The sequence below is a fragment of the Bradyrhizobium sp. LLZ17 genome (genome assembly GCF_041200145.1).
Lineage (GTDB): Bacteria > Pseudomonadota > Alphaproteobacteria > Rhizobiales > Xanthobacteraceae > Bradyrhizobium.
On the sequence record NZ_CP165734.1, the window covers coordinates 543028 to 565765 of the forward strand.

Annotated in this window: 23 protein-coding genes and 4 pseudogenes; 17 read left to right on the plus strand and 10 right to left on the minus strand. The window is 63.5% G+C overall.

The annotated features are described in order from the left end of the window. Window positions 1–145: 145 nt before the first annotated feature. Entirely contained in the window at window positions 146–1213 is a 1068-nt protein-coding gene (locus tag AB8Z38_RS02630) for a lytic transglycosylase domain-containing protein (RefSeq protein WP_369722993.1), read from the plus strand. 156 nt (window positions 1214–1369) lie between these two features. Next, a complete protein-coding gene (locus AB8Z38_RS02635; protein WP_369722995.1) occupies window positions 1370–2545 on the plus strand; it encodes a DUF2336 domain-containing protein in 1176 nt (391 codons plus the stop codon). 124 nt (window positions 2546–2669) lie between these two features. Here AB8Z38_RS02635 and AB8Z38_RS02640 read toward each other — a convergent pair whose 3' ends face one another. The 3 genes and pseudogenes from AB8Z38_RS02640 to AB8Z38_RS02650 form a co-directional block, all read right to left on the minus strand. Continuing rightward, the gene (locus tag AB8Z38_RS02640; RefSeq protein WP_369722998.1) at window positions 2670–3248 is read right to left on the minus strand and encodes an Hpt domain-containing protein; all 579 of its coding nucleotides are present in this window, start codon (window positions 3246–3248) and stop codon (window positions 2670–2672) included. 31 nt (window positions 3249–3279) lie between these two features. Then, window positions 3280–3825, minus strand: coding sequence for a response regulator (locus AB8Z38_RS02645; protein WP_369723000.1), 546 nt, complete (start codon window positions 3823–3825; stop codon window positions 3280–3282). Between the two features lie 98 nt (window positions 3826–3923). Continuing rightward, window positions 3924–4702, minus strand: a pseudogene (locus tag AB8Z38_RS02650) (NAD kinase). 244 nt (window positions 4703–4946) lie between these two features. Here AB8Z38_RS02650 and AB8Z38_RS02655 point away from each other — a divergent pair. After that, window positions 4947–6518: a S10 family peptidase gene (locus tag AB8Z38_RS02655; RefSeq protein ID WP_369723002.1), complete on the plus strand. Its 1572-nt coding sequence runs from the start codon at window positions 4947–4949 to the stop codon at window positions 6516–6518. Here AB8Z38_RS02655 and AB8Z38_RS02660 read toward each other — a convergent pair. Then, a pseudogene (locus AB8Z38_RS02660) lies at window positions 6508–7891 on the minus strand (serine hydrolase domain-containing protein). The gene AB8Z38_RS02655 and the pseudogene AB8Z38_RS02660 sit on opposite strands and share 11 nt — an antisense overlap. 101 nt (window positions 7892–7992) lie before the next feature. Then, window positions 7993–8538 carry a tetratricopeptide repeat protein gene (locus AB8Z38_RS02665; protein WP_369723003.1) on the minus strand — a complete coding sequence of 182 codons (546 nt, stop codon included), beginning with the start codon at window positions 8536–8538 and terminating at the stop codon, window positions 7993–7995. Window positions 8539–8792: 254 nt separating this feature from the next. Between AB8Z38_RS02665 and AB8Z38_RS02670 the strand changes: the two genes are divergently transcribed. The 4 genes from AB8Z38_RS02670 (at window position 8793) to AB8Z38_RS02685 (ending at window position 11252) form a co-directional block, all read left to right on the plus strand. After that, window positions 8793–9149 (plus strand): His-rich protein BRANT, encoded by a 357-nt coding sequence (locus AB8Z38_RS02670; protein WP_369723005.1) that lies wholly within the window; start codon window positions 8793–8795, stop codon window positions 9147–9149. A 207-nt stretch (window positions 9150–9356) separates the two neighbouring features. Then, on the plus strand, window positions 9357–9779 hold the full coding sequence (locus AB8Z38_RS02675; RefSeq protein WP_369723006.1) for a hypothetical protein: 423 nt from the start codon (window positions 9357–9359) through the stop codon (window positions 9777–9779). Between the two features lie 285 nt (window positions 9780–10064). Further along, window positions 10065–10772: an outer membrane protein gene (locus AB8Z38_RS02680; RefSeq protein ID WP_369723008.1), complete on the plus strand. Its 708-nt coding sequence runs from the start codon at window positions 10065–10067 to the stop codon at window positions 10770–10772. Between the two features lie 237 nt (window positions 10773–11009). Beyond that, on the plus strand, window positions 11010–11252 hold the full coding sequence (locus AB8Z38_RS02685; protein WP_369723009.1) for a hypothetical protein: 243 nt from the start codon (window positions 11010–11012) through the stop codon (window positions 11250–11252). Between the two features lie 24 nt (window positions 11253–11276). Here AB8Z38_RS02685 and AB8Z38_RS02690 read toward each other — a convergent pair whose 3' ends face one another. Together AB8Z38_RS02690 and AB8Z38_RS02695 are read right to left on the minus strand one after the other, a co-directional pair. Beyond that, entirely contained in the window at window positions 11277–11531 is a 255-nt protein-coding gene (locus AB8Z38_RS02690) for a hypothetical protein (protein ID WP_369723011.1), read from the minus strand. A 298-nt stretch (window positions 11532–11829) separates the two neighbouring features. Continuing rightward, the gene (locus AB8Z38_RS02695) at window positions 11830–12207 is read right to left on the minus strand and encodes a hypothetical protein (protein ID WP_369726727.1); all 378 of its coding nucleotides are present in this window, start codon (window positions 12205–12207) and stop codon (window positions 11830–11832) included. Between the two features lie 103 nt (window positions 12208–12310). Between AB8Z38_RS02695 and AB8Z38_RS02700 the strand changes: the two genes are divergently transcribed. Continuing rightward, the gene (locus tag AB8Z38_RS02700; protein ID WP_369723013.1) at window positions 12311–12475 is read left to right on the plus strand and encodes a hypothetical protein; all 165 of its coding nucleotides are present in this window, start codon (window positions 12311–12313) and stop codon (window positions 12473–12475) included. 241 nt (window positions 12476–12716) lie between these two features. Here AB8Z38_RS02700 and AB8Z38_RS02705 read toward each other — a convergent pair whose 3' ends face one another. Beyond that, window positions 12717–12890: a hypothetical protein gene (locus AB8Z38_RS02705; RefSeq protein WP_369723014.1), complete on the minus strand. Its 174-nt coding sequence runs from the start codon at window positions 12888–12890 to the stop codon at window positions 12717–12719. Between the two features lie 140 nt (window positions 12891–13030). Between AB8Z38_RS02705 and AB8Z38_RS02710 the strand changes: the two genes are divergently transcribed. Next, on the plus strand, window positions 13031–13291 hold the full coding sequence (locus tag AB8Z38_RS02710) for a PilZ domain-containing protein (protein ID WP_369723015.1): 261 nt from the start codon (window positions 13031–13033) through the stop codon (window positions 13289–13291). A 67-nt stretch (window positions 13292–13358) separates the two neighbouring features. After that, window positions 13359–13631, plus strand: a complete 273-nt coding sequence (locus AB8Z38_RS02715) for an NAD(P)H-binding protein (RefSeq protein WP_369723017.1) — start codon at window positions 13359–13361, stop codon at window positions 13629–13631. 121 nt (window positions 13632–13752) lie between these two features. Here AB8Z38_RS02715 and AB8Z38_RS02720 read toward each other — a convergent pair. Together AB8Z38_RS02720 and AB8Z38_RS02725 are read right to left on the minus strand one after the other, a co-directional pair. Beyond that, window positions 13753–14959 (minus strand): annotated as a pseudogene (locus AB8Z38_RS02720) (ABC transporter substrate-binding protein). A gap of 712 nt (window positions 14960–15671) precedes the next feature. Beyond that, window positions 15672–16400 (minus strand): GntR family transcriptional regulator, encoded by a 729-nt coding sequence (locus AB8Z38_RS02725; RefSeq protein ID WP_369723018.1) that lies wholly within the window; start codon window positions 16398–16400, stop codon window positions 15672–15674. Window positions 16401–16522: 122 nt separating this feature from the next. Between AB8Z38_RS02725 and dctP the strand changes: the two genes are divergently transcribed. From dctP to AB8Z38_RS02760, 7 genes and pseudogenes are all read left to right on the plus strand, one after another. Further along, a complete protein-coding gene (gene dctP, locus AB8Z38_RS02730; protein WP_369723020.1) occupies window positions 16523–17512 on the plus strand; it encodes a TRAP transporter substrate-binding protein DctP in 990 nt (329 codons plus the stop codon). A gap of 97 nt (window positions 17513–17609) precedes the next feature. Continuing rightward, complete coding sequence (locus AB8Z38_RS02735) at window positions 17610–18122, plus strand: TRAP transporter small permease (RefSeq protein WP_369723021.1); 513 nt, start codon at window positions 17610–17612, stop codon at window positions 18120–18122. Further along, complete coding sequence (locus AB8Z38_RS02740) at window positions 18122–19423, plus strand: TRAP transporter large permease (RefSeq protein WP_369726728.1); 1302 nt, start codon at window positions 18122–18124, stop codon at window positions 19421–19423. Before AB8Z38_RS02735 ends, AB8Z38_RS02740 begins: the two co-directional genes overlap by 1 nt. A 4-nt stretch (window positions 19424–19427) precedes the next feature. Continuing rightward, a complete protein-coding gene (locus tag AB8Z38_RS02745; RefSeq protein WP_369723024.1) occupies window positions 19428–19862 on the plus strand; it encodes a type II 3-dehydroquinate dehydratase in 435 nt (144 codons plus the stop codon). A 78-nt stretch (window positions 19863–19940) separates the two neighbouring features. Then, window positions 19941–20603, plus strand: a complete 663-nt coding sequence (locus AB8Z38_RS02750; protein WP_369723026.1) for a hypothetical protein — start codon at window positions 19941–19943, stop codon at window positions 20601–20603. A gap of 421 nt (window positions 20604–21024) precedes the next feature. Continuing rightward, window positions 21025–21078 (plus strand): annotated as a pseudogene (locus tag AB8Z38_RS02755) (hypothetical protein); the annotation flags it as partial. A 125-nt stretch (window positions 21079–21203) separates the two neighbouring features. Then, the gene (locus AB8Z38_RS02760; RefSeq protein WP_369726729.1) at window positions 21204–22673 is read left to right on the plus strand and encodes an FAD-binding protein; all 1470 of its coding nucleotides are present in this window, start codon (window positions 21204–21206) and stop codon (window positions 22671–22673) included. Window positions 22674–22738 lie beyond the last annotated feature (65 nt).

Genomic DNA, 22738 nt, shown 5'->3' on the forward strand with positions numbered 1-22738 from the left:
CCATTCTGCGGCACCATCTGCGGTCAGATGGATTCGGGCTCATCGCTGCGCGATGCCCCGGAATGACTCGGGGAGGGGATCAACCCCAGAATTTAACCCCGCATTAACCATAACTGTCCCACGGTGGGACGACAGGGCGTCCGAATTGCCGGCGCCGTTCAACGCCGCGCGGGGCGGGCACTCCATCATGTCGGTCGACAATTCCAGTGCCATGCAGACGGCCGCGACCGAAGGCTCGAAGCGCGTCGCTGGCGCCATCAAGCAGGCCTCGAGCCAGACCGGCGTCAGCTTCGAATACATGCTGACCACCGCGAAGATGGAATCGGACTTTGATCCGAGCGCCGGTGCCACCACCTCGTCCGCCCATGGGCTCTACCAGTTCATCGACCAGACCTGGCTCGGCACGGTCAAGGAGGCGGGCACCCAGCTCGGCTATGGCAGCTATTCCGACGCCATCAGCAAGACATCCTCAGGGACCTACACCGTCGACGATCCCACGATGAAGCGGTCGATCCTGAAGCTGCGTGATGATCCCGAGGCCGCCTCGAGCATGGCCGCGGCGTTGACGCAGTCCAACAGTTTCAAGCTGACCGGGCTTCTTGGCCGCAGGCCGAGCGACAGCGAACTCTACATGGCGCATTTCATGGGTGTCGGCGGTGCCGCGAAACTGATCGCCAATGCCGAGGACAATCCGCAAGCAGTCGGCGCCCGGCTGTTTCCGAATGCGGCGTCAGCCAACCGCTCGATCTTCTATGCCAAAGACGGCCGTGCGCGCAGCGTCTCCGAAGTCTATTCGGTGTTGAACGCCCGCTATGCGAGCGCCGCGAATGCGAAATCGACCCGCAGCGCGATGGCAATGTATGGCGACACGCCGTCGACGACGCAGGTCGCGAGCGCAAATGGCGTGCAACCCTCCGCGCCCTTGATCAATGGCGCTGCCTATCTCCAGACCTTCCCGGACACGCGCTCGGTGGCGCCCGTCAGCGCAACCTCGACGACGACCGTCGCCGACAATGCGCCGGGCACGCCGGTGTTTCGCTCGATCTATCAGCCCGCCGAAGCCACGCAGCCGGTCTCGACGACGGTGCAGAAATTGTGGGGCAACAACGCCTCGCTCACCTCGGTCGCGTCAGCGACCTCGGCGACGCCCGACGTGCGGCCGCCGCAGCCGCTCGATCTGTTCAGCGATCGCACCGGCACGTTCTCGAGCTAACGTGCTGTCACACGGCGAGAGCGCTTCCCGTCCTTAACAAAACGTCAATAATACCAGCCAGTTATGGTGAACGCTTTATTAAGCGTCGTGGTTTATTTTGTGTCGCAGGTGACAAGCCGTCACCGCTTCGTCTTCGTAGCGTAAGCCGGAAGCAGCATGATCGTTCGGCAGTTCATCAATTGGATCAGGACCGCGTCCGCCGGTGAGCGGGCCGAGGCGACGCGGGCATTGGCCCGGGCCTGGCTGATCTCGGACCTGTCCCATGACGACCGCGTCGCGGCCGAGGGCGCGCTGCTGATGCTGCTCGACGATCCGTCGCCCCTGGTGCGACAGGCGATGGCGGAGGCTTTTGCGCGCAGCACGGACGCGCCCGCGGCGATCGTGCGGGCGCTGTCGGCCGACCAGCCGTCCGTCGCGCTTCCCGTGCTCGAACATTCGCCGCTGCTGATCGATGCGGACCTCGTCGACATCGTCGCGACCGGCAATGACGAGGTCCAGTGCGCCGTTGCCCGCCGTGTCGCGCTGCCGGCTTCCGTCTGTGCCGCGATCGCCGAAGTTGGCTGTGCAGCGGCCGCCCTCGAGCTGATTGAAAATTCCTGCGCCGAGCTCGCACCGTTCTCCTGGAATCGCATCGTCGAGCGTCACGGCCATCTCGCCGCGATCCGCGAGGCGATGCTGGTGCTGGAAGATCTGCCGGCGGCGACGCGGGCCGCACTGGTGGCAAAGCTCTCCGAGACACTGGCGCAGTTCGTCGTGGCGCGGAACTGGCTGAGCCCTGACCGCGCCGACCGCATGACGATCGAGGCGCGTGACCGCTCCACCATGAACATTGCGGCGCGCTCGCGCGGCGAAGACATGCAGGATCTGGTGCGGCATCTCCGTATCACGGGCCAGCTCACCGCGGGCTTGATCCTGCGCGCGCTGCTGTCGAGCAATCTCGAATTGTTCGACGCCGCACTCGCCGACCTGGCCGATCTGCCGCTGGCGCGCGTCTCCGCGCTACTGCACGATCGCGGCGGCAATAGCCTGTACGCGCTGCTGCGCCGCGCTGGGCTTCCCGAGGCGACGTACGCGGCCTTCCGGGTCGCGCTCGATGCCTGCCACGAGCAGGGCTTTGTCGATACCGACGGCAGTGCGGCCCGACTGCACCGGCGCATGGTCGAGCGTGTGCTCACCCATTGCGAGACCGATCGTGGCGCCACCGAGCCGCTGATGGTCCTGTTGCGCCGCTTCGCCACCGAGTCCGCGCGCGAAGAGGCGAGACTGTTCTGCGACGAACTGGTGGCGGATGATGCGATCGATCCGATGTATGAGGATCTGATCGCGGCATAGTTCGAGGTCGGTCCCGCAAACTCCGTCATTGCGAGCGCAGCGAAGCAATCCAGAATCCTCCGTGGAGACAGTCTGGATGGCTTCGCTGCGCTCGCAATGACGAGAGGGGGAAAGAGTTGAGCCCTTACTCCGCCGGCACGATGCTCGACGCCATGATCACCTCGAGATGCTCGGGGCGATCGCGATTGACGTCGGCCAGATAGTCGTCGGCGACCTTGCGCAGGCGGCGGCTCAGCTCGGCAGAGACGCTGACGCTATCGAGCTTGGTGTTCTCGTGCACGATGGCCAGGATGGCGTTGATGTGGTGTGTGAACAGCTCGGCCGGCACTCTCTCGAGATCCGGCGCGTGCTCGATGACGCGGCACAGGCTCTCGGCAACTCCCGCCGCCGCAGGAAAGCCGAATGTTGCGGCGTCGCCCTTGATGTCGTGCGCGGCGCGGAACAGCTCGTCGCGCCTCTCCTTGGTGAAGCCGTCGTTGCGTATCGCCACGTAGGCGGCTGACAGCCGGTTGACCTCGGTCGCCATCCAGTCCTTGAACTCGCCGGACAGGCCTGCCAACGCCTGCTCGGCGCGACCGACCGGATCGTCCATATCCTTTTCCTCGACCCGGCGCAGTACCTTCCGCAGCGGATTGGGCTGTGTGATCAATTGGTGCGTGGCGAAGGCCTTGACCTCGATGTCCCGTCCACTGTTCTTCGCCATTGGTAGTTGCCTCGTCGCTGAAGACGTTGCGCTAGATGGAGGAGCGGGCCTTGTCGAGCAGCGAAGGCTGCTGGAGCACCTCGTGCTTTTCGCCGACGCGGCGCTCGGGTCCCATATAGGCAGTATTGGTGTTGCGGCGCCGGTCCGGCCCGAAATAGGTCTTGGTCTTGATGAAGGGCCGGGGACTGGCGACCACGTTGAGGATGCGTTGGTAAAGGCCCTTGGCCGAAATCGGCTTGGCCAGGAATTCGGTGACACCGGCATCGCGCGCAACCGTGACGCGGCGCTTCTCGGAATGACCCGTCAGCATGATGATCGGCGCGTAAGGGTTGCCCTTGGAGTCCGGCTGCCGGATCATCTGCGCGAGCTCCAGCCCGTCGAAGATCGGCATCGCCCAATCGGTGATGACGATGTCGGGGACGTAGTGGCTGTACATTTCGAGCGCAGTGGCACCGTCCTCGGCCTCGTAGACTTCGCGCGCGCCGAACGAATGCAGCAGCGTCCGCAGAATGCGCCGCATGTGCGGGTTGTCGTCGCAGACGAGGAAACGGAGCTTGTTGAAGTCGATGCGGAACATGACGCCTGGGCCAGAGCGGTCAACCTTCGTTAACCATATCGTGCCGAGGGTTAACGAAGCGTTGCGACCGGGACGTCCCGCCGCGCCGTGCAGGCAGCTCAGGAGCCGAACTGCTCCCGCAGGATGCGCTCTTCCAGGCTGTGGCCAGGATCGAACAGCATGTGCATCGAGATGGTCTTGTCGGTGAGCACTTCGACGCGGCGGACGTCGCGGACCTCATCATGGTCGGCCACCGCGGCGACCGGCCGCTTCTCGTCTTCCAGCACCTCGATCACGACGTAGGCAGTGTTGGGCAAAAGGGCGCCGCGCCAGCGTCGGGGGCGAAAGGCGCTGATCGGGTCAGTGCGAGGAGCGCGGCGTTGATCGGCAGGATCGGTCCCTGCGCGGACAGATTGTAGGCGGTCGAGCCGGCCGGCGTCGCCACCATGATGCCGTCGGCCATCAACTCGGGCATGCGCTCGCGCTCGTCGATCACGATCCGCAAGCGCGCCACCTGATAGGTCTGACGGAACAGCGCGACCTCGTTGATGGCATGATGCAGATAGACGCGGTCGTTGACGTCGGTCGCGCGCATCAGGAGCGGGTTGATCTCGGATTCCTGCGCCGCCTCGAGCCGGGCGCGCAGATCGATGGTCGAGTACTCGTTCATCAGAAAGCCGACAGTCCCGCGGTGCATGCCATAGATCGGCTTTCCCGAGTGCATGTGCTGGTGCAGCGTCTGGAGCATGAGCCCGTCGCCGCCGAGCGCCACCACGACGTCAGCCTCCTTCGGGTCGCAATTGCCGTAGCTTTGGGTGAGCTGGGTCAAGGCGACCTGCGCTTCGCTGCTCGAGCTGGCGACGAAGGCGATCCGGTCGTATCGCGATGGCTTGGTCATGGCTTCCGGGGCAGGGCCGCTGGCTCGAGAAAGTTCCGCCGAGGTCGTCTATACGACCTGGGCCGGCATTGTCGAGGATGACCGTCCGGCAAGGCAAACGCGGGCGTCTCGGCTTGGGGCAAAAGCCGGACGGATCGGACGCGGAAAGCCCGCCCGGGGCCTCTGATCCCCCAAACCGTCGCAATTTGCGGCTAGAATTGCGGCCATGCTGATCTGCGAGCGCCGCGGCGCAGGGAGAATAGTCATGATGATGGGTTCGCCGGCGCTGCGCCGCGCCGGGCTGGTGCTGGCAGTCTCTGCTTTCGCGCTCGCAGGCCTGGCGCGGGCGGACGATCCGCCGCAGCCACGCAATGAGGCGACCGCGCCCGCGGGACAGAAGGGCGGCCGTGGCGGCAATGCAGCCCAGTCCGCGCCATCCGCCGCCGAGCAGCACCGTCTGCCGGCAGACTCGACCACGAAGCAGACCCTCGATCTGCCGGGCCGGACCCTCAATTTCGCCGCGACCGCCGGCTCGATCCGTGTGTTCGACGATAAGGGCGAACCGCTGGCCGACATCGCCGCCACCTCCTACGAGCTCGACGGCGCCGACCGCGGTACGCGCCCGGTGACGTTCCTGTTCAACGGCGGGCCGGGCGCCTCGTCGGCGTGGCTCCAGTTCGGTGCGGTTGGGCCATGGCGGCTGCCGCTCGACGGCGAGCGGCTTTCGCCATCGGCCTCGCCCGAGGTGAAGCCGAACGCGGATACCTGGCTCGACTTTACCGATCTCGTCTTCATCGATCCGGTCGGCACCGGCTACAGCCGTCTCATTGCGAGTGGTGAGGATGCGCGGAAGCGGTTCTATTCGGTCGATGGCGATGTCAATTCGATTGCGCTGGTAATCCGCCGCTGGCTCGAGAAGCACGACCGGCTGACCTCGCCGAAATACGTCGCGGGCGAGAGCTATGGCGGCATTCGCGGGCCGAAGGTCGTGCGCCAGCTGCAGCTCCAGCACGGCGTCGGCGTCAGGGGATTGATCCTGGTGTCACCGCTCGTGGATTTCCGCGAGTTCACCGGTAGCAGCCTCCTGCAATATGTCGCGACGCTGCCGAGCTATGTGGCGGTGGCGCGCGAAGCCAAGGAATCGACCAAGGGACCGGTCACACGCGCCGCTCTCGCCGACGTGGAGGCTTACGCGCGCGGCGAATTTCTGAATGACCTCGTCAAGGGCGAGGCTGACAGGGAGGCGACCACTCGTCTCGCCGACAAGGTCGCCGAGCTGACTGGCATCGACCAGGCGGTAAGCCGCAGGCTTGCCGGCCGGTTCGATGTCGGCGAATTCCGCCGCGAATTCGACCGCAAGAACGGCAAGGTCACCGGACGATACGATGCCTCCGTGCGCGGCTTCGATCCCTATCCGGATTCGAGCAGCTCTCGGTTCGGCGATCCCTCGGGCGATGCGCTTCAGGCGCCGCTGACAAGTGCCGCGGTCGATGTCCTGACACGCAAGCTCAACTGGCGGCCCGACGGCTCCTACGAAGTGCTGAACGGCGCCGTCGAGCGCAACTGGGACTTTGGCGGCGGCATCAACCCGCCGCAATCGCTATCGGAGCTACGCCAGATTCTTGCCACCGACGCCAAGCTGAACGTGCTGGTCGCGCACGGCCTGTTCGATCTCGCCACGCCCTATTTCGGCACGAAGCGGGCGCTCGACCAGTTGCCGGCCTTCGCGACCCAGCGCGTCAAATTCGTGGTCTATCCCGGTGGCCACATGTTCTATTCGCGCGACGGCTCGCGGCAGGCGTTTCGCAGCGAAGTCGAGGCGCTTGTCAGGGAATAGGGCGGCGTTTCCGTGGTGGGTATCGGCGCGCGATCTCGCGCGCGACGACACTCGCAGGCTTGACGTTGGCGCCGGCGAGCCAGATGTCGCTGACCTTGCCGTGCTTGTCGCGGACACGGCGCACCGGCTCGCCATGGCTGGAGTACCCGGCGGCCGAGGCAAGCCTGCCGGCGTCCCGTCCGGTCACCTCGATCTCGGCGGCATCCATGAACGGGTTATTGAACTGCGGACTGGCGACGAGCACGCGCTTGCCCATCGGCACCAGATCGGTCGCGCCCCAGATCGTCCACCAGCGGCCGGTCCAGTCGCGGACTCGACGGTCGGGTGCGCCACGGCTCTCGAAGACGCGCAGGATTTGCATTGCCCCGTCCATCCAGAACGGCGCTGCGCCATCGATGGAGTTGCTGAGGATGCTGATCGCCAGCTCGCAGGCTGGGATGGAGCAGGTCGAGAGATATAGCCCTGGAAACCGCCGCCATGGCCAAACCAGTCCCAGCCGTCGGTCTTGCCGGCGTTGACGCCCAGGCCGTAATAGGCCTCAAAACTTTGCGGTACGCGCCAGTGGTGCCGCGTCATCTCGCGGCGGCTTGCGACCGACAGCACGCTCTTCCTGGCATTGGGCGAAAGCTGCGCAAAGAAGCGGGCCGTATCGGCCGCGGTCGCGACGAAACCCGCTGCGGATGTCATTGCGTGAGCGGGATTGTCGCCGGGGATCACGCAGCGCTCGCCCAGCGGCACCTTTCGCGTATGGCCGCGCGCGAACGCCGCACCCTTGGGAAGCGGCGCGTCCGGCTCGGTCTCGCGCAGACCCGCCGGCTCAATGATCTCGCGCTTGATCCAGGCGGTATACGGCTCCCTTGTCACGGCTTCAATCACGAGCCCGATCAGGCCAAAGCCGTGATTGGAATATTGAATCGGGTGCCGGGCTCGATCGCGGTGGGCAGCTTCAAGTCCGCACGCAACTCCTTGTCATTCAGATAGGGGCGGCTGTCGATGAACTGGCCTGAGTCCGCGCCATCGCGCGTCAGTCCGGCGCTGTGCGACAGCACCTGCGCAATCGTCGTCTCGGCGACGCGCGGATGCAGGCCGCCGACATGCTGGCCGATCGGGTCGTCGAGCCGAATCTTGCGCTGCTCGCGCAGCTTCATGATGCCGGCCGAGGTAAAGCTCTTCGAATGCGAGGCGATGCGGAAGCGGTGGCGCGGGGTAAGCTTTTCGCCGGTGTCGAGATTGGCGAGGCCGAAGGCATGCTCGGCGACGACCTCGCCGCGATGGGCGAAGGCGATGATGACGCCGGGCTGCTGGATTGCGGTCTGCTGGAATTCGATCCAGGAGCCGATGTAGTCGATCGCGGATCGCAGCCACGTGTCCATTGCGCACCACTTGCCGGGGAGGATGCGCGGAGGCTAGCCGAAAAAGCAGAACCGGCACAACCCGGAGGTTGTGCCGGTCCTATGGTTCGGAAGGGAGATGCTCAGTAGACCAGCGTCGCGCCGGTCGGCTTGTCGAGCGCGGCGGCAAGCGAGCGATACTCGGAGCTGTCTGTGCCGGCGAGCGAGGCGATCTTGTTCAGATGATACTGCGCCTGTTCGCGGTTGCCCTGCTCGAGCTGCCACAGGCCGTAGTACTGCCAGGTGCGAACGTGGTTCGGGTCGTCCTTCAGCGCGAGCTCGTAATAGGTCTTCGACGACTGGTAGTCGCCGAGCTTGCGATAGGAGTAGCCGATCAAATTGGCGACGTCGGCGACGTCGTCGCGCTTGAGCGATTTCAGCTGGCCGATGGCGCTCGTATAGTCGTGGTTGTCGTAGATCGTGGTGTAGGCGGTGCGGTAGGCCGCGAGGAATTTCGGATCAGTGACGGAAGAGCTCTTCTTCTTCTTTTCTTTCTTGGTCGAGGTATCCGACTTCGGCGGCGAGGAGGGCTCGTCGCCGCCGGCCGCATAGGCGCTCGTCAGCACCGGCCCGGCCGCCAGCGCCATCGAGACAAGTCCCGGTACCAGAAGCATCGAAAGTTTGCGCATCTAAGTTCTCCCGAATGGAACGCGGCGATCCTACACGATTGCCTGAAGACGGGAACACCCGTCAGGCCAAAACATTCCCCGCCGTCCGCGGCTGTTTCGCCCTCGGGCGCCAGGATGACAAACTTGTCATCCAGATGAACGGGAGCCTGCAGCCGGCTTCAGGGTGGGTTCAGCGCGCGCCATCTAGGCTCTCCCCATGATCGAAGAGTTGGCGAGAGGGCGCCGCCTCAAGATCCTTTCAAGAGGAGACCACCATGCTGAAGACCATTTCCGCAGCTTTGCTCGCAGCCTCCGTCATCGCAGCACCGGCCTTCGCGGCCGAGGCCGGCAAGACCGCCACAAATGCGCCGGTGATCAAGGCGGACCAGAACCAGACCAAGGTGTCGAACACCGCGGCGAAATCCGACACCGGCCTCAAGGCCGGCGCGAAGACCGCCGATGTCAAGTCGGACGCCAAAGCAAAGGCCATGAACGCCAATGCCGCGATCACGCCCGACGAGCACAAGCTTGTGCGGACGCATCGTCATCACCACAAGCATCTGTCGGCCAGGAAGTCGCTGAAGGCGCAGCCGGACGTCACCAAGCCCATGACCACCGAGAAGCGCAGCTAACTACTGAGCCCGCGAGGCGGCATTCCTAAGCATTGCCCCGCCGCCTCGCGCGGAGTTCAGGCCCGACCCGTCCCGTCATGCCTCGCGCGAGAGCTCGAGGCCGGGGCGGGTCGGCGCGTCTTGTGCCCGGCCGAGGAAGCGAATTCCCTTTGCGCAAGCTTGGAGCTAGAACACCTCCGGGTCTGTTGGGTCGGAGAATGTGGTTCCTTGGGGCGATTGGCGAAACGCGCGGTGATCCTGGTGCTGCCGCTGGCGCTTGCGGCATGCTTCGGCAGCGACGGCGACCGGCCGTCCCTGATGGAAGGGACCCAGGCCGGAGGTCCGCAGCCGTTTCCGGATAATTTCCGCGGCGACACGCTGGCGCTGATGCGCGCTTATCTCAACAATCCGGTCGGCGTGCGCGAGGCCGGCCTTGCCGAGCCGGTGCTGCGCGAGATCGGCGGCCGGCAATTCTACGTGAGCTGCCTGCATTTCACGCCTCGCGAGGCCGACGGCAGCTACAAGGCGATGCGCGAGCGCGCCGCTATCTTCGTCAACGGGCGCGGCGATCGCGTCACCGACCGCACCACCGAGTTCTGCGCTGGCGCGGTTTACACACCCTTTCCGGAACTGGAAAAGATGGCGCGATAGCGCAAATCCCGCCTTTATCGGGCGGTGTTAAAACCAGGACTGCCGGAGCCGCTGGATCACATTTTGGCGAGCTTCGAACTGGACGGGTTTGGCTTTCGACACATCGTTACGGCAGGCCTGCGCGGACGACAAAATCAGTCGTGCAACGGGACGTGACGGAACAAAATGCCGTTGTTGCCACGCCGTCACAGTTACGAACGATCAACGTTCCGGCATCGCCGCGAAGCAACCCAATTCACGCCACGTTGTTTCCTGAGTGTCGAAAATGAAAGAACGGGGATGATCATGAAGACGATTTTGCTGGGCGCAGCCGCGCTGCTGGCGCTGGCAGCGCCAGCCGTAGCCGCCGACATGCAGCCGCGCACCTACACCAAGGCTCCGGCCTATACGCCGCCGCAGGTGATCTACAACTGGACCGGCTTCTACATCGGCGGTCATGTCGGCGGCGCGTTCGCCGGCAACAGCAGCTTCCAGTCGAGCGACGCCCGCTTCCTCGGCGGCGTGCAGGGCGGCTTCGATTACCAGTTCGCGCCCAACTGGGTGGTGGGTGTCGAGGCGCAGTATTCCTGGCTGCCGACCAACAACAATGGCGTCACGTTCCCGCTGGGGACACAGGTGACGTCCAACACCGACCAGATTGGCTCAGTGACCGGCCGCCTTGGCTACACCTGGGGTCCGGCGCTGGTCTACGCCAAGGGCGGTTACGCCTGGCGCAACGGCGGTCTCGGCGTCAATGTCGCCGGCGTGCCGCAGGCCTTCACCGCCACCGGCAACAGCAAGGACGGCTACACCGTCGGCGCTGGCCTCGAATACATGTTCGCGCCGAACTGGTCGGCCAAGGCCGAGTACCAATACTATAATTTCGGCAGCACGACCTTCACCTCCGGCCCGGCCGATGTCGTCGGCGTTCGCGGCCGGGAGGACGAGCATACCGTCAAGGTGGGTGTGAACTACCGCTTCGGCTGGGGTGGTCCGGCAGCTTCGCGCTACTGACTGCCCGCGGAGACCACGAACTGATAAAGGCCGGCTTCCGCCGGCCTTTCGTTTGCCGCCTTGTCCGTGTTGCCAGGCGTGGACAATCTGGCGCGTCGTTTGCACGCAAACGTTCGACGCGCGCCTTCTCACGCGCGTCACGGGGCTGAGGTAAAGCAAAAATAATTCTTGCGGCTTACGGAACTCGTGCTCCGGAGCGCGTTATTATCGGATTGCCGGGCGGGTGGAACAACGAATATGCGTATCTTGGCGTCGGTGGTGGTGGTCTCGTGCTTCGTCGCCCTGCCGTGCTCTGCACAGACAATCCTCAAATCCGAGCCTCTCATGCTGGCACCCTACGAGGTGGCCTTCGTGAAGGACGCCTCCTGTCCATCCGGCAAGGTCCTGAAGGTCACCGGCGCGATCCGGGGGCTGCACCGCCGGAAGGCCTGTGTGGTTCTTGCCGACGAGCAGGCCTCCCTGGCGACCGCGACGCCCTGAGGCGATCCGGCCTGGGGCCGGATCTCACGAACTCAGCTGAAGCTCCATCCGGGACTCCCGCTCGGCCTCCGCCTTGTTCTCGGCGGGGTCCTCGTCTTGGGCTGGCCGGCAGGACTTGATCTCATAATCGTTGTCGAGCACCCGGCGCGGCCCCGGCCGCTCCTGGTCGGTACCGACGTCCACGACCAAGCCGCTCCGCTGCGCGAATTTCCAGACGTCGGCCTCGCTCGGATAGGCTTTGCTGATCTGGCTGTCATTGCAGAACAGGGCGTACGGCATTCTTTCCGCTCCCATAAACCGCGTTAACGGTCTGCCGCAGGGAGGGTTTCCGGCACGGCGGCTCGATCACGGGGCCGTGATCGAGGTGGCGGACCCTGAGTCGTAAACGAGTCCTGAATCCGCAAAAAAGAATCCCTGGGACTCTCCAGCCGGAATCAGCGGATGTTTCCGGCCATGACGACCGACCTGAAAACCTCCTGCGGGCACATGCTCCTGCCGCTGACGCTGGCACTGGTCGGTGCCTGTGCGGCCAATCTCTGGCTGGTGTGGTCGTGGCTGTGAGAGGCCTAAGTCCGCCTCACTTGTGCGCCGGCGGGCGGGCGGAGGGATCGCGGATGGCAGCGCGGAGCCTGGTCAGGGTCGCGGCACAATATTCCTCGCGCTCGCGCTCGAAGCGCTCCTGATGCTTCCTGAAATTCGCGATTCGGGCCTGCATCTCGCTGCGGAAGTCGCCCGTGGACCGCGGCGGGAGAGGCAAGGGCGCGGGCTCGGGCGCCGGGCGAGCCGGTTGGGGCTCGGCTTCGACCGCTAAAGCCTGGACGGTCACAATCTCCGTGGTCAACGTGAACGCAGTCAGGGGCTCCGGCGGATGGAGGTCATCCTTCTTGCCGGTTACCGATTGGACGAAGGCCAGTGTCTGCGCGATCAGCGCGTCGCGTTCCCTGATCCACTTCATGGTCCACCCTTGCTTCAGGCTATTCCAGCAAAGCTGGGGCGCCGAATCAAGGCGGTCGCTGCAGGGGATTGCATATTTTTCCCGCTCGCCCGACATTGGGCGGATGGAATCATGGGATAGCCAGTCGGACGAAGCGCAGGGGTTGCGGCTCGTGCGCGCCTTTTTATCACTGCCGCCCGACAAGAGGGCGGAGGTGCTGGCGTTCGTCGAGGACCTGCTGATCGCCCACGGCCGGCCTGAAGAGGGCCAGGAGGCTTCTCCGACCTGAGCCGGATTGGCGTTGGGCACGAAGCTAGCGCGCCAGCAGCAATCCCATTGCGATCGCAAACAATACGGCCGTCATGACCACGGCTGCGACGGCGCCGGCGGCGATCCTGGCTTTCTCTCGGGTGGTATAGGGAAGCATGCGACGTGCACTTTACCTCGTGTTGAAGCCCGATCCAATCTGTCGTCAGTAGCCGTCCCGCGCAACGCGCGACGAACATCTGTGTCCGAGCCCCGACGCGCGGTCAGGCGGTGAGCTTTGCCTGCAAGAACTTCGTGACGCGATCGATCGCGTTTGAGGTCATTGGGTCGGTTTCGGAGAAATCAAAGCCGTGGGCTCTGCCTGGATAGGTCACGAACTCGGCCTCGGCGCCGACCGACTTGCCAAGCTCTAAACGCGTGATGCACAGGCCAAGCACCTGCTTCGCAACATCCTAACGTGTGTGCCGCATCGCGACGCTGTTCGGCTTTCGAGCCGAACAGCGCCGGTTTTACAATCGATCTATATTCTGCCGGTAACCTGCCCCGGCTTGCTTTGCGATCAAGCGGGTCAGGGGTTATGGAGTGGCAAGAAAACACGCTGGATAAGCGAGTCGTATTCGAGCGGCCCATCGAGGCGCGCTTGATGGCGATTGATGGCACATGGCAGCGGGCGTGCAAGATTCACGACGTATCGGAATTGAGCGCCAAGCTGGTGATTGACGGCGCTATCAACGACATTGGCCAGAGGGAGTTTTTCCTCGTTCTGTCGCCTACCGGGCTTGCCTATCGGCATTGCGAACTCGCGTGGGTTAACGGCGAATTTGTGTGCAATTTCTAAACCGTGGAAGAGCGTCGAAGAGAGCTCGGCGCGGCGAAACGTTGGTGACATAGGTTGGGCGCGCAGCGTGCGCATCGATGCCGAAGCTGACGGTGCCGGATCTGTTCTTATCGCTAAAGCACTGGTGCCGGCTGAGGGGATTGAAGGGTACATCAAGCGAAGCACGTTGGATTGGGTGATCGTCCGCCCCGGGCGGCTAACAAAAAGACCATTCACGGGGAGATATCGGTTCGGTGAGGATGTTGCGGAGAGAACCCTGCTGGCGTCTATCTCAGGTGCCGACGTGGCAGATTTTATCGTGAAGCAGTTTACGTGCCAGCTTCAGGTCGATCACCGCTGAAACATACCTCGATCGCCCCAATCACTCCTTCGCTTTCCGTGCTGAAGAAAACGCCGACTGCGAAAGAGCGCGCCACGGGCGCGCCCCTGTTCTTGCGACCATCCTGTGCGGGGCGCAGGTATCAGTGCGTGACCAGCGGACAAGCTGAGTCGGACAACTTCCCGAACGCCTCTTCTCCCGACATGGTCTGAATCAGCTTGTAGTAGTCCCAAGGTTGTTTGGATTCCTCGGGTTTCTTGACCTGCATAATGTACATCTGATGCTCCATCAGGCCGTCGGCGCGGATCTTGCCGCTGCTGGTGAACATGTCGTCGATCTTCATCCTCTTGAGCTCGGCCATGACCTTGTCTGAATCCGTGGTGCCCGCAGCCTTGACAGCATTGAGGTAGGTTAGGGTCGCCGAATAGTAACCCGCCTGATTCATGGTGGGTTCGCGTTTGGTTTTTTCGTAGTAGCGTTTCGCAAAGGCGCGAGTCTTGTCGTTGAGATCCCAGTACCAGCCTGTGGTGAGATAGAGGCCCTGTGCGGTCTTGAGCCCCAGACTGTGGATGTCGCTGATGAAGGCCAGCAATGCTGCCGGCTTCATCGTCTTGGCAATGCCGAACTCGTCGGCGGCCTTGATCGAGTTGGTGAAGTCATTGCCGGCGTTGGCCAGTCCCAGGACCTGGGCCCCAGCGTTTTTGGGCCTGGAGAAGATAGCTCGAGAAGTCGGACGTGGAGAGCGGAACGCGCACCGCACCGATCACCTTGCCGCCATTCGCTTCGACCACCTTCGAGGCGGCCTCCTGCAATTGGGTGCCGAAGGCGTAGTCGGCCGTAAGGAAGAACCAGGTCTTGCCGCCCTGGTTCACCATGGTCTTGGCGGTGCCATTGCCGAGCGCGGTCGTATCGTAGACGTAGTGCACGGTGTAAGGTGTGCAGTCCTTGCCGGTCAGCGACGCGCCGGCAGCACCGATAGCGATGAACGGAATCTTCTTCTCCTTGGCTACATTGTTCATCGCCAGGCTCACTCCGGTGTTCGATCCGCCCAGAACCATGGTGATGCCGTCGCGGTCAGCCCATTCGCGAAATTTCTGGGCTCCAGCGTCGGGCTTGTTCTGGTGATCGGACACCATGAATTCGATCTTGCTGCCGAGCACGCTCCCACCAAAATCCTCGATAGCCATCTTGGCCGCCTCGACGCCGCCGGGACCGATCACGTCGGCATAGAGGCCGGACATGTCGTCGATGTCGCCGATCACGACCTTGTTTTCGGCTGCGTACGCACCTGTTGCCGCCATCGACGCTACAAGCAGCCAAGGGACGGTTCTTACCGCAATGAATCTCATCTGGAGCGTTCCTCATCTTGGTTGGAGTTCGGCGCGACGTTAGAAAGACGATGCGTCAGCTCCAATTGGTCTTTCGTCGACGATAGAAGGCGAACGCCGGCCGATAATTTCTTGCGTGCCATAAATGCCCGTTGCCGGCGCGGGCGCTGAGATCAGTTGCAGAAAGCGCGCCATCCTTGGCGATCCTTCGCGCAAAGCACGCCTCGTAGCGAGCTTCGAAAAGGGCCTCGGCGTGGCGGTACTGCCAACCGTGAGACCGGCAACGACAGCTGGCGCTCAAAAGCCGCGACGATGTTCAAACAACCCGCGCTCGCGCCGTCTCCGCAACCCCGACCAGCTCCGACGGCCCGAGCGCCACCAGCAGAGCACGCCGATCAAAGGGGGCCCTTTTGGATGCCGATTAGGGGGTGCCAGTCGAACGCCGATTGAGACGCTGGCGGTTCCGGTTTGGCATATCTATCGAAATTCGTCTTTTCCGACCCGTAACGCGCCAGAGCCAGACGGCCGAGACAGTTTGGTCCGCTTTTCAGCGCGCCTGACGTTCGACCATATCCGCTATTGGCCAATTTTGCTGCGAAAGGCGGTCGTGGCACGCCGTACCGAGGATCATTTGGTGCAGAGTTCTGGTGTGGACGATCGGCGCTGCCGTTCATCCCGCCCGTCGATCGATCCGTCCGGTCAACTGCGCAACTGGCACTCCGCTCCGCCCAGCCTAGGGCAAGGACACTTGGCTTTTGCCCCTCATCGTCAGGGCCGCACTGCTCCGGGCCATCGGGCCTTTAGCCAATGTGAAGGCGACGCACTCCTGGACGTGAAGGACGAGCACATCTTTGGCGGTCCGGACGTCGCGCTTGAGGGCGCATTCAAGCAGCGCGCGATGCTCACGCGCGGTAACCTCACCGCGAAAGACGACCGCGATGAGCAGGTAACGCAGATATTTGTCGAAGACCGCCGAATGGGTCTCGAGCAGCACCTTCGAACCGCAAGCCGAGAGCAGTGCATGGTGGAACTCGAAATCGTAGCGTTTCCAGGCGTCCGCCCCCGCGCGGTTGCCGGATAGCATGCGGCTTTCGACCAGAGAAAGCTTGTGATGAGCCGCGACCACCCGGCCTTCCCAGTCCATGTCGCCGGCCGCGAACGATTCCTCCAGCGCATGGATTTCCAGAAGCTGGCGCAGGTTCGCCACTTCCTTGAAGTTCTGGACGGAAATCGGCGCCACCTCGAAGCCACGCGCGCCCTCGGCGACGATGAGGCCCTCAGAGGTGAGCCGGTTCAGGAGTTCGCGCAGTGTACTGATGCTGACGCCGTAGGTCTCCTTCAGGCCATCGAGCCGCAGCCGCTGCGACGGCTGCAGGACTCCACTTACGATGTCGTCCCGAATGCGGCGATAGGCCTTTTGGCCCGCCGTCTCAACAATGCTCCGATGATCCTCAGTCCACATGTTTCACCTGACGATCGCGCGTCTATCTGACGATTTCATTTTTGCGTATTGAAGTCGTCTCCGCAAGAGCGAATAGTTTTCGCAGGATGGACGCTAAAAGTGCCACCGCCGGGAGGATAGCAATGACAACGACCTATTCACGCCGCAGCGTTCTCGCTGCCGGCGCGTCACTATTGGCCACAGCAACGATGGCGCCGCGGACCGCACACGCCGCGACCAAGCTGCGCTTCAGCTCCGCGTTCACCGAGACCGACCTGAGGGCGCAGGCCTACAAAGACTTCGCAGCGGCGATCAAGGACGAGTTCGAATTCGAGCCGTATTGGGGCAACACTCTGTTCAAGCAGGGCGCCGAGCTGGTCGCGCTCCAGCGTGACAACCTCGATCTCTGCAATCTCGCGCCTGCCGACATCTCGAAGCAGATTCCTGCCTGGTCGCTGCTGACTTCGGCGTTCCTGTTCCGCGATGCCGACCACATGACGAAGACGTTCAAGAGCGACGTCGGCAAGAGCTTCATCACGATGGCGAAGGACCAGCTCGGCATCCAGGTCATCACACCGATCTACTTCGGCTCGCGCAGTATCAACCTGAAGCCCGCCAAGGAGATCAAGACGCCAGCCGATATGGCCGGCATCAAGCTGCGCATGCCGCCCGGCGAATTCTGGCAGTTCCTCGGCGAGTCACTCGGCGCCAACCCGACGCCGGTGGCGTATGCCGAGCTCTATACGGCGCTCCAGACGGGCACCGTCGACGGCCAGGACAATCCGGTCGTCGCCTCGAAGCTGATGAAGTTCGACGAGGTGACGACGCAGTTCGTGCTGACGAAGCACGTCATCGCCTACGATGTGATGGTGATCCGCTCCAAGATCTGGGACACCATGAAACCGGAGCAACAGGCCAAGTTCCAGGCCGCGGCGGACAAGATCTCGGCGGAGAACATCAAGCGCTTCGATTCGCAGGAGGCCGAGACGCTCGATTACTTCAAGAAGGAAGGCAAGAAGGTCTATACGCCGGACGTCGCCTCGTTCCGATCGTTTGCGCAGAAGAAGTACATCGATCGCTACGGCAAGGACTGGCCCAAGGGTGCGCTCGATGCGATCAACGCCATCACCTGATGCCTGCCGCCTTTCGCGGAAGCGCGCGCCCGGCGTTCGGCAGCCGGTCGCGGGCCCGAGCAATCTCGCCTGACGCGCGATGCCCGGGAGATCGCCGATGCATGCCCGTCTCATCGCCGTCGCACACTGGCTCCGTCGACGCGCCGAAAACGTCGCCGTCGCGCTGCTGGCGGTCATGTTCGGCGCCTTCATCCTGCAGATCTTCTTTCGTTACGTGCTCGGCAATCCGCTCGGCTGGTCGGAAGAACTCATCATCGCCACCTGGTTATGGACGGTGCTTTGGGGCGCCGCGTTCACGCTGGGCGAGTCCGAGGAGATCCGCTTCGACATCATCTACTCACAAATTTCGGAACGGACGCGCCGCGTCTTCACGGTCATCACCGGATTGGCTCTTGTGCTGCTCTATGGCATCTCGCTTCCGGCGGCCTACAATTACGTCAGCTTCATGAAGGTCGAGCACTCTGCGTACCTGCGCGTGCCGCTGAACTGGATGTACTCGGTCTTTATCATCTTCATGGTTGCCTGCATTGCCCGCTATTGCTGGCTCACTTGGCGGGCTGTCCGCGGCGACAAGTCGCCCGAAACCGATCCGGCGAAGATCGGGGAGTGATCATGGTGATCTCGCCCTTCGCCCTCTGCATCGTCAGCATCGTCCTACTTGGCGCGCTCGGCCTGCCGATCGGGCATGCGATGATCGTGTCGTCCGTCTTGTACCTTCTGCTCAGCGGTCTCGACCTCGGCACTGCCGCCGAACAGATCCTCAATGGTCTGTTCAATAGCTACGTACTGCTCGCCATCCCGCTATTCATCCTGGCCGCCGATCTGATGAACGTCGGCAGCCTGACCGACCGGCTGCTGCGCTTCTGCCTGGTTCTGGTCGGGCGCTTCCGCGGCGGGCTCGGCCACGTCAACGTCGTCTCCAACATGATCTTTGCGGGCATGTCCGGCTCCGCGATCGCCGACGCGGTTGGCATCGGCCGCATTATTATCGGCATGATGACCAAGGACAATCGCTATCCCGTGGCCTACGCGGCGGCGATCACCGCTTCCGCCGCCATCATCGGTCCGATCATCCCGCCGTCGATCCCGATGGTGGTGTATGCGCTCGTCTCCGACACCTCGATCGGCTATCTCTTTCTCGGCGGCTTCGTGCCGGGCATCTTGCTCGGTCTCGGCTTCATGATCATGAACTCGATCATCGCGCGGCGGCGGAATTATCCGGTGGAGCCGGCTATCCCGCTCAGCGAGATGCCGCGCATCACGATGCGCGCCTTCCCGGCGCTGATGCTGCCGGTGATCCTGCTGTTCGGCATTTACGGCGGCGTCATGACACCGACCGAAGGCGCCGCGGCGGCCGCCTTCTATGCGCTGATCGCCTCCACGGTGCTCTATCGCGCCGTCACTTGGAAGCAGCTCTATGAGGCGGTCCTGACGAGCAGCAAGGCGACCGCCTCGATCGGCATGCTGATCGCCGGTGCCATGATCTTCAACTATGTGGTCACCATCGAGAACATCCCCGCCTCGCTGGCGCGCTTGCTGCATGGCCACGACATGAGCGCACCGGTTTTCCTGCTGGTGGTGAACATCCTTCTCCTGATCCTCGGCTGCCTGCTTGAGGGTACGACGATCCTGCTCATCATCGTGCCGATCTTCATCCCGACGGCGAAGCTGCTCGGCATAGACCTCGTGCAGTTCGGCGTCGTGGTCGTCGTCAACATCATGATCGGGCTTCTGACGCCCCCCTATGGTCTTTTGCTGTTCGTGCTCGCCAACATGACGCGGCAGCCGCTTGGCGCCATTGTGCGCGAGGCCGTGCCCTTCATCCTGATGTCTCTCGCCGTACTTGCCATGATCACTTTCATTCCCGATGCCGTGCTCTTGCTGCCGCGGCTGTTCGGCTACAAGGGCTGAAACCATGCAGAACGCGATTTATGTGCTCAACGGACCTAACCTGAACCGGCTCGGCAAGCGCGAGCCGGAGATCTACGGCCGCACGACCCTCGCCGAAATCGAATCGATGTGCCGCAACGAAGGCGGCAGCCGCGCGCTCGAATTTCGCCAGACCAATCACGAAGGTCAGATGATCGACTGGATCCACGAGGCGATCGATGATGGCGCCGCCGGCATCATCATCAACCCCGCGGGATGGACGTTCACCTCGATCGCGCTGATGGACGCGCTGAAGATGTTCCCCGGGCCGATCATCGAGCTGCATATCTCCAATATCCACCGGCGCGAAAGCGTCTATCACAACTCGCTGGTATCCAAGGTCGCGACCTCGGTGATCGCCGGGCTCGGTGCGAATGGCTATCGCACGGCTGTCGCAGCGATGAAGGAGATGCTGGTTTGAGCCGTCGGCGGCCACGATGCCGGGCTTATTGCAGAGTCTTGAGGAGGAGCGGACATGCCGCTTAAGGGCAGAGCTTTCATGGCGATCTGGCACGATATCGAAGCCAGCGGCGAGGCGGAATACAGCGACTGGCATACGCGCCAGCACATGCCGGAGCGGCTCGGGGTTCCCGGCTTTCTGGCCGGCCGGCGCGGCGTCGACTGGGACTTGGCCCATCAGCGCTGGTTCACGCTCTACGAGACGCGCACGCTTGAAGTCCTGAGCTCAGACGGATATCGCGCGCGGCTCAACAACCCGACGCCCTGGAGCAACCGTGTCCAGCCGAATTTCCGGAACTTCGCGCGCTCGGCGTGCGTCCTGTCGGCCAGCACTGGACGCGGTTTCGGCGGCGCCATGGCCACCATCAGGCTCAACACGCGTGAAGCTGAACTGGCTGGGTTCGAGGCGGCCGCCGACCGTCTGGCGCATCGGATCGCTCTCATCGATGGCGTGTGTGGCGCGCATCTGGGCGTGGCCGCCCCGCAGACCACACGCGCCAAGACCCGGGAAAGCGAACTGCGCGCCTCGACCGGCGAGGACGTCTTCGATGCGGTGGTGCTCGTGGACGGCGTCGGCCGCCGTGAGTTGAGGCGGGTTTTGCCCGACGTTCAAAAGCTCCTCGATGCAGCATTGACCATCACGTCGCATCTGGCTGGGATCTACGATCTCGCTTATCTCCTGACGGCAGAGGACGTCGCGTGAAGATCGTCGATGGCGCGACGAGGGTGCTCGGGATCTTCGGCGATCCGATCGCGCAGGGCGCGCGCTCCGGAGGTTTGGAGTGCGCTCGTCCGCGCCAATGGCGTCAATGCGCTCTGCATCCCCTTCCACGGCCGCGGCCGCATGCGGCTGCCACGTGCAGTCGGGAACGGTGATGATGGATCAACAACTCGTGGCCATGCAGACATTTCTCGGATTCGAGAACGGCGACTACACGCCTGCCGCGGTTCGCCGCGCCTACGGCGAGGAGACGATTTGAACGCGCGATTGGCCCGATGCAACCGTCGCTGCCGATCATGCCGAGGGGCCAGGCAATGGAAGGCCGTGATTAATGCCGCCGCACCGGGAACAGCCGTGGGACCTCGAGAGTGATCTTCTTGTTGTCGGGGCTGGTGCCGCAGGGATGACTGCGGCGCTGGTCGGCGCGCTCGAAGGGCTCAAGGTCGTGCTCTGCGAAAAATCGGACATGGTGGGTGGCACCACCGCGTTTTCGGCAGGCAGCGTCTGGATTCGGGCAGCAGCCAGAGTCGGAGCGCAGGCACACCGGATACGACCGAAGCCGCCAGGACCTACCTCGGTGCGATACTTGGCGAACATGCGAACGACGCCCGGCTGGACTTCTACCTCAGGATGGCTCCGCGCGCGCTCGACGACCTCGAGGCACGAACCAGCCTCCGATTTGCCGCGCCGCCGGTCCATCCCGACTACAAGGCGCTGCCGGGCGCCGCCGTCGGCGGCAGGGCGCTCGCGGCCATGGCTTTCGACGGTCGCAAGCTCGGCGCCGACTTCGACCGGCTGAGGCCACCGCGACGCGAGTTCATGGTCCTCGGCGGCATGATGGTGGGAAAGACTGATGTAGAGCCGCTGCTGCATCCGCTTCGATCATGGAGCAATTTCACCCACGCATTCCGGCTCCTGTGGCGACAATCCCTGGACCGCATTCGCTACCCGCGGGGAACGCGGCTGGTGATGGGCAATGCGCTGGCCGGCCGGCTGTTCTACGATCTGCGCAGAACGGGTGTCGACGTGCGGTTCGATACCGCCCTGCAGAAGTTGGTTGTCAAAGACGGCCGCGTGACCGGCGCGATGTTCACGAGTCGTGACGGCACCCTCTCCATCGATGCAAGCAAGGGCGTCGTACTGGCGACGGGCGGCATAGGGTGGGGCGCGGGGCTGCGCGCACGGCTGCTGCCGCCTCAGGCGCAGCGCTTTTCGATGGCGCCGCCATCCATTACCGGCGACGGGCTTTCGGCGGCGGAAGCAGTTGGCGGCGAGATCATCTCAGATCTGGAGAGCCCCCGCTCTGTGGATGCCGAGCTCGGTCATGCGGCAGGCGGACGGGCATCTTTCGGTCTTCCCGCACATTATCCTCGATCGGGCAAAACCGGGGCTTGTTGCCGTGAACGGCGCCGGCCGGCGTTTCGTCAACGAGGCCGACTCTATCACGACTTCGTCGTAGCCATGCTGCGGGCCGACGGCAACACATCCGGAGTGCCGTCCTTTCTGATTTGCGACCGGCGCTTTATTCGCGACTACGGGCTGGGGCTCATCCACCCCGGAACGCGCAATCTCAACACCTTCATCAACGCCGGTTATCTCCGCGAATCCGATACGGTCGAAGGGCTGGCACAGGCGATCGGCACCGATCCGGCCGAACTTCGCGCCAGCATCCAGCGCTATAACCACTACGCAGAGAGCGGCGTGGACGAAGAGTTCGGCCGCGGCGAGAGCGAGTTGAACCGGTTCAATGGTGACCCGTCGAACAAGCCGAACCCGTGCCTGCGCAGCATCGGGCCCGGTCCTTATTACGCTCTGGCGGTTTGGCCATCCGATCTCGCCAGCAGCGCGGGCCTGCGGACGGATGTGCAGGGGCGTGTGCTCTTGAGCGATGGCGAGCCGCTGGGCGGGCTCTATGCCGCGGGAAATGATGCCGCCTCGATTTTTCGCGGGACCTATCCTGGACCGGGAGCCATGTTGGGACCAGCGATCGTATTCGGGTGGTGTGCCGCAATGGAGGCCGCGGGGGCGCTGAACCGACGCCGGTGGTTATGACCGCATTGGCTGCGCTGCTGGGTTTCATTTCCCTCACGCATTCCATCTTTTCGCGGCGATGGTCT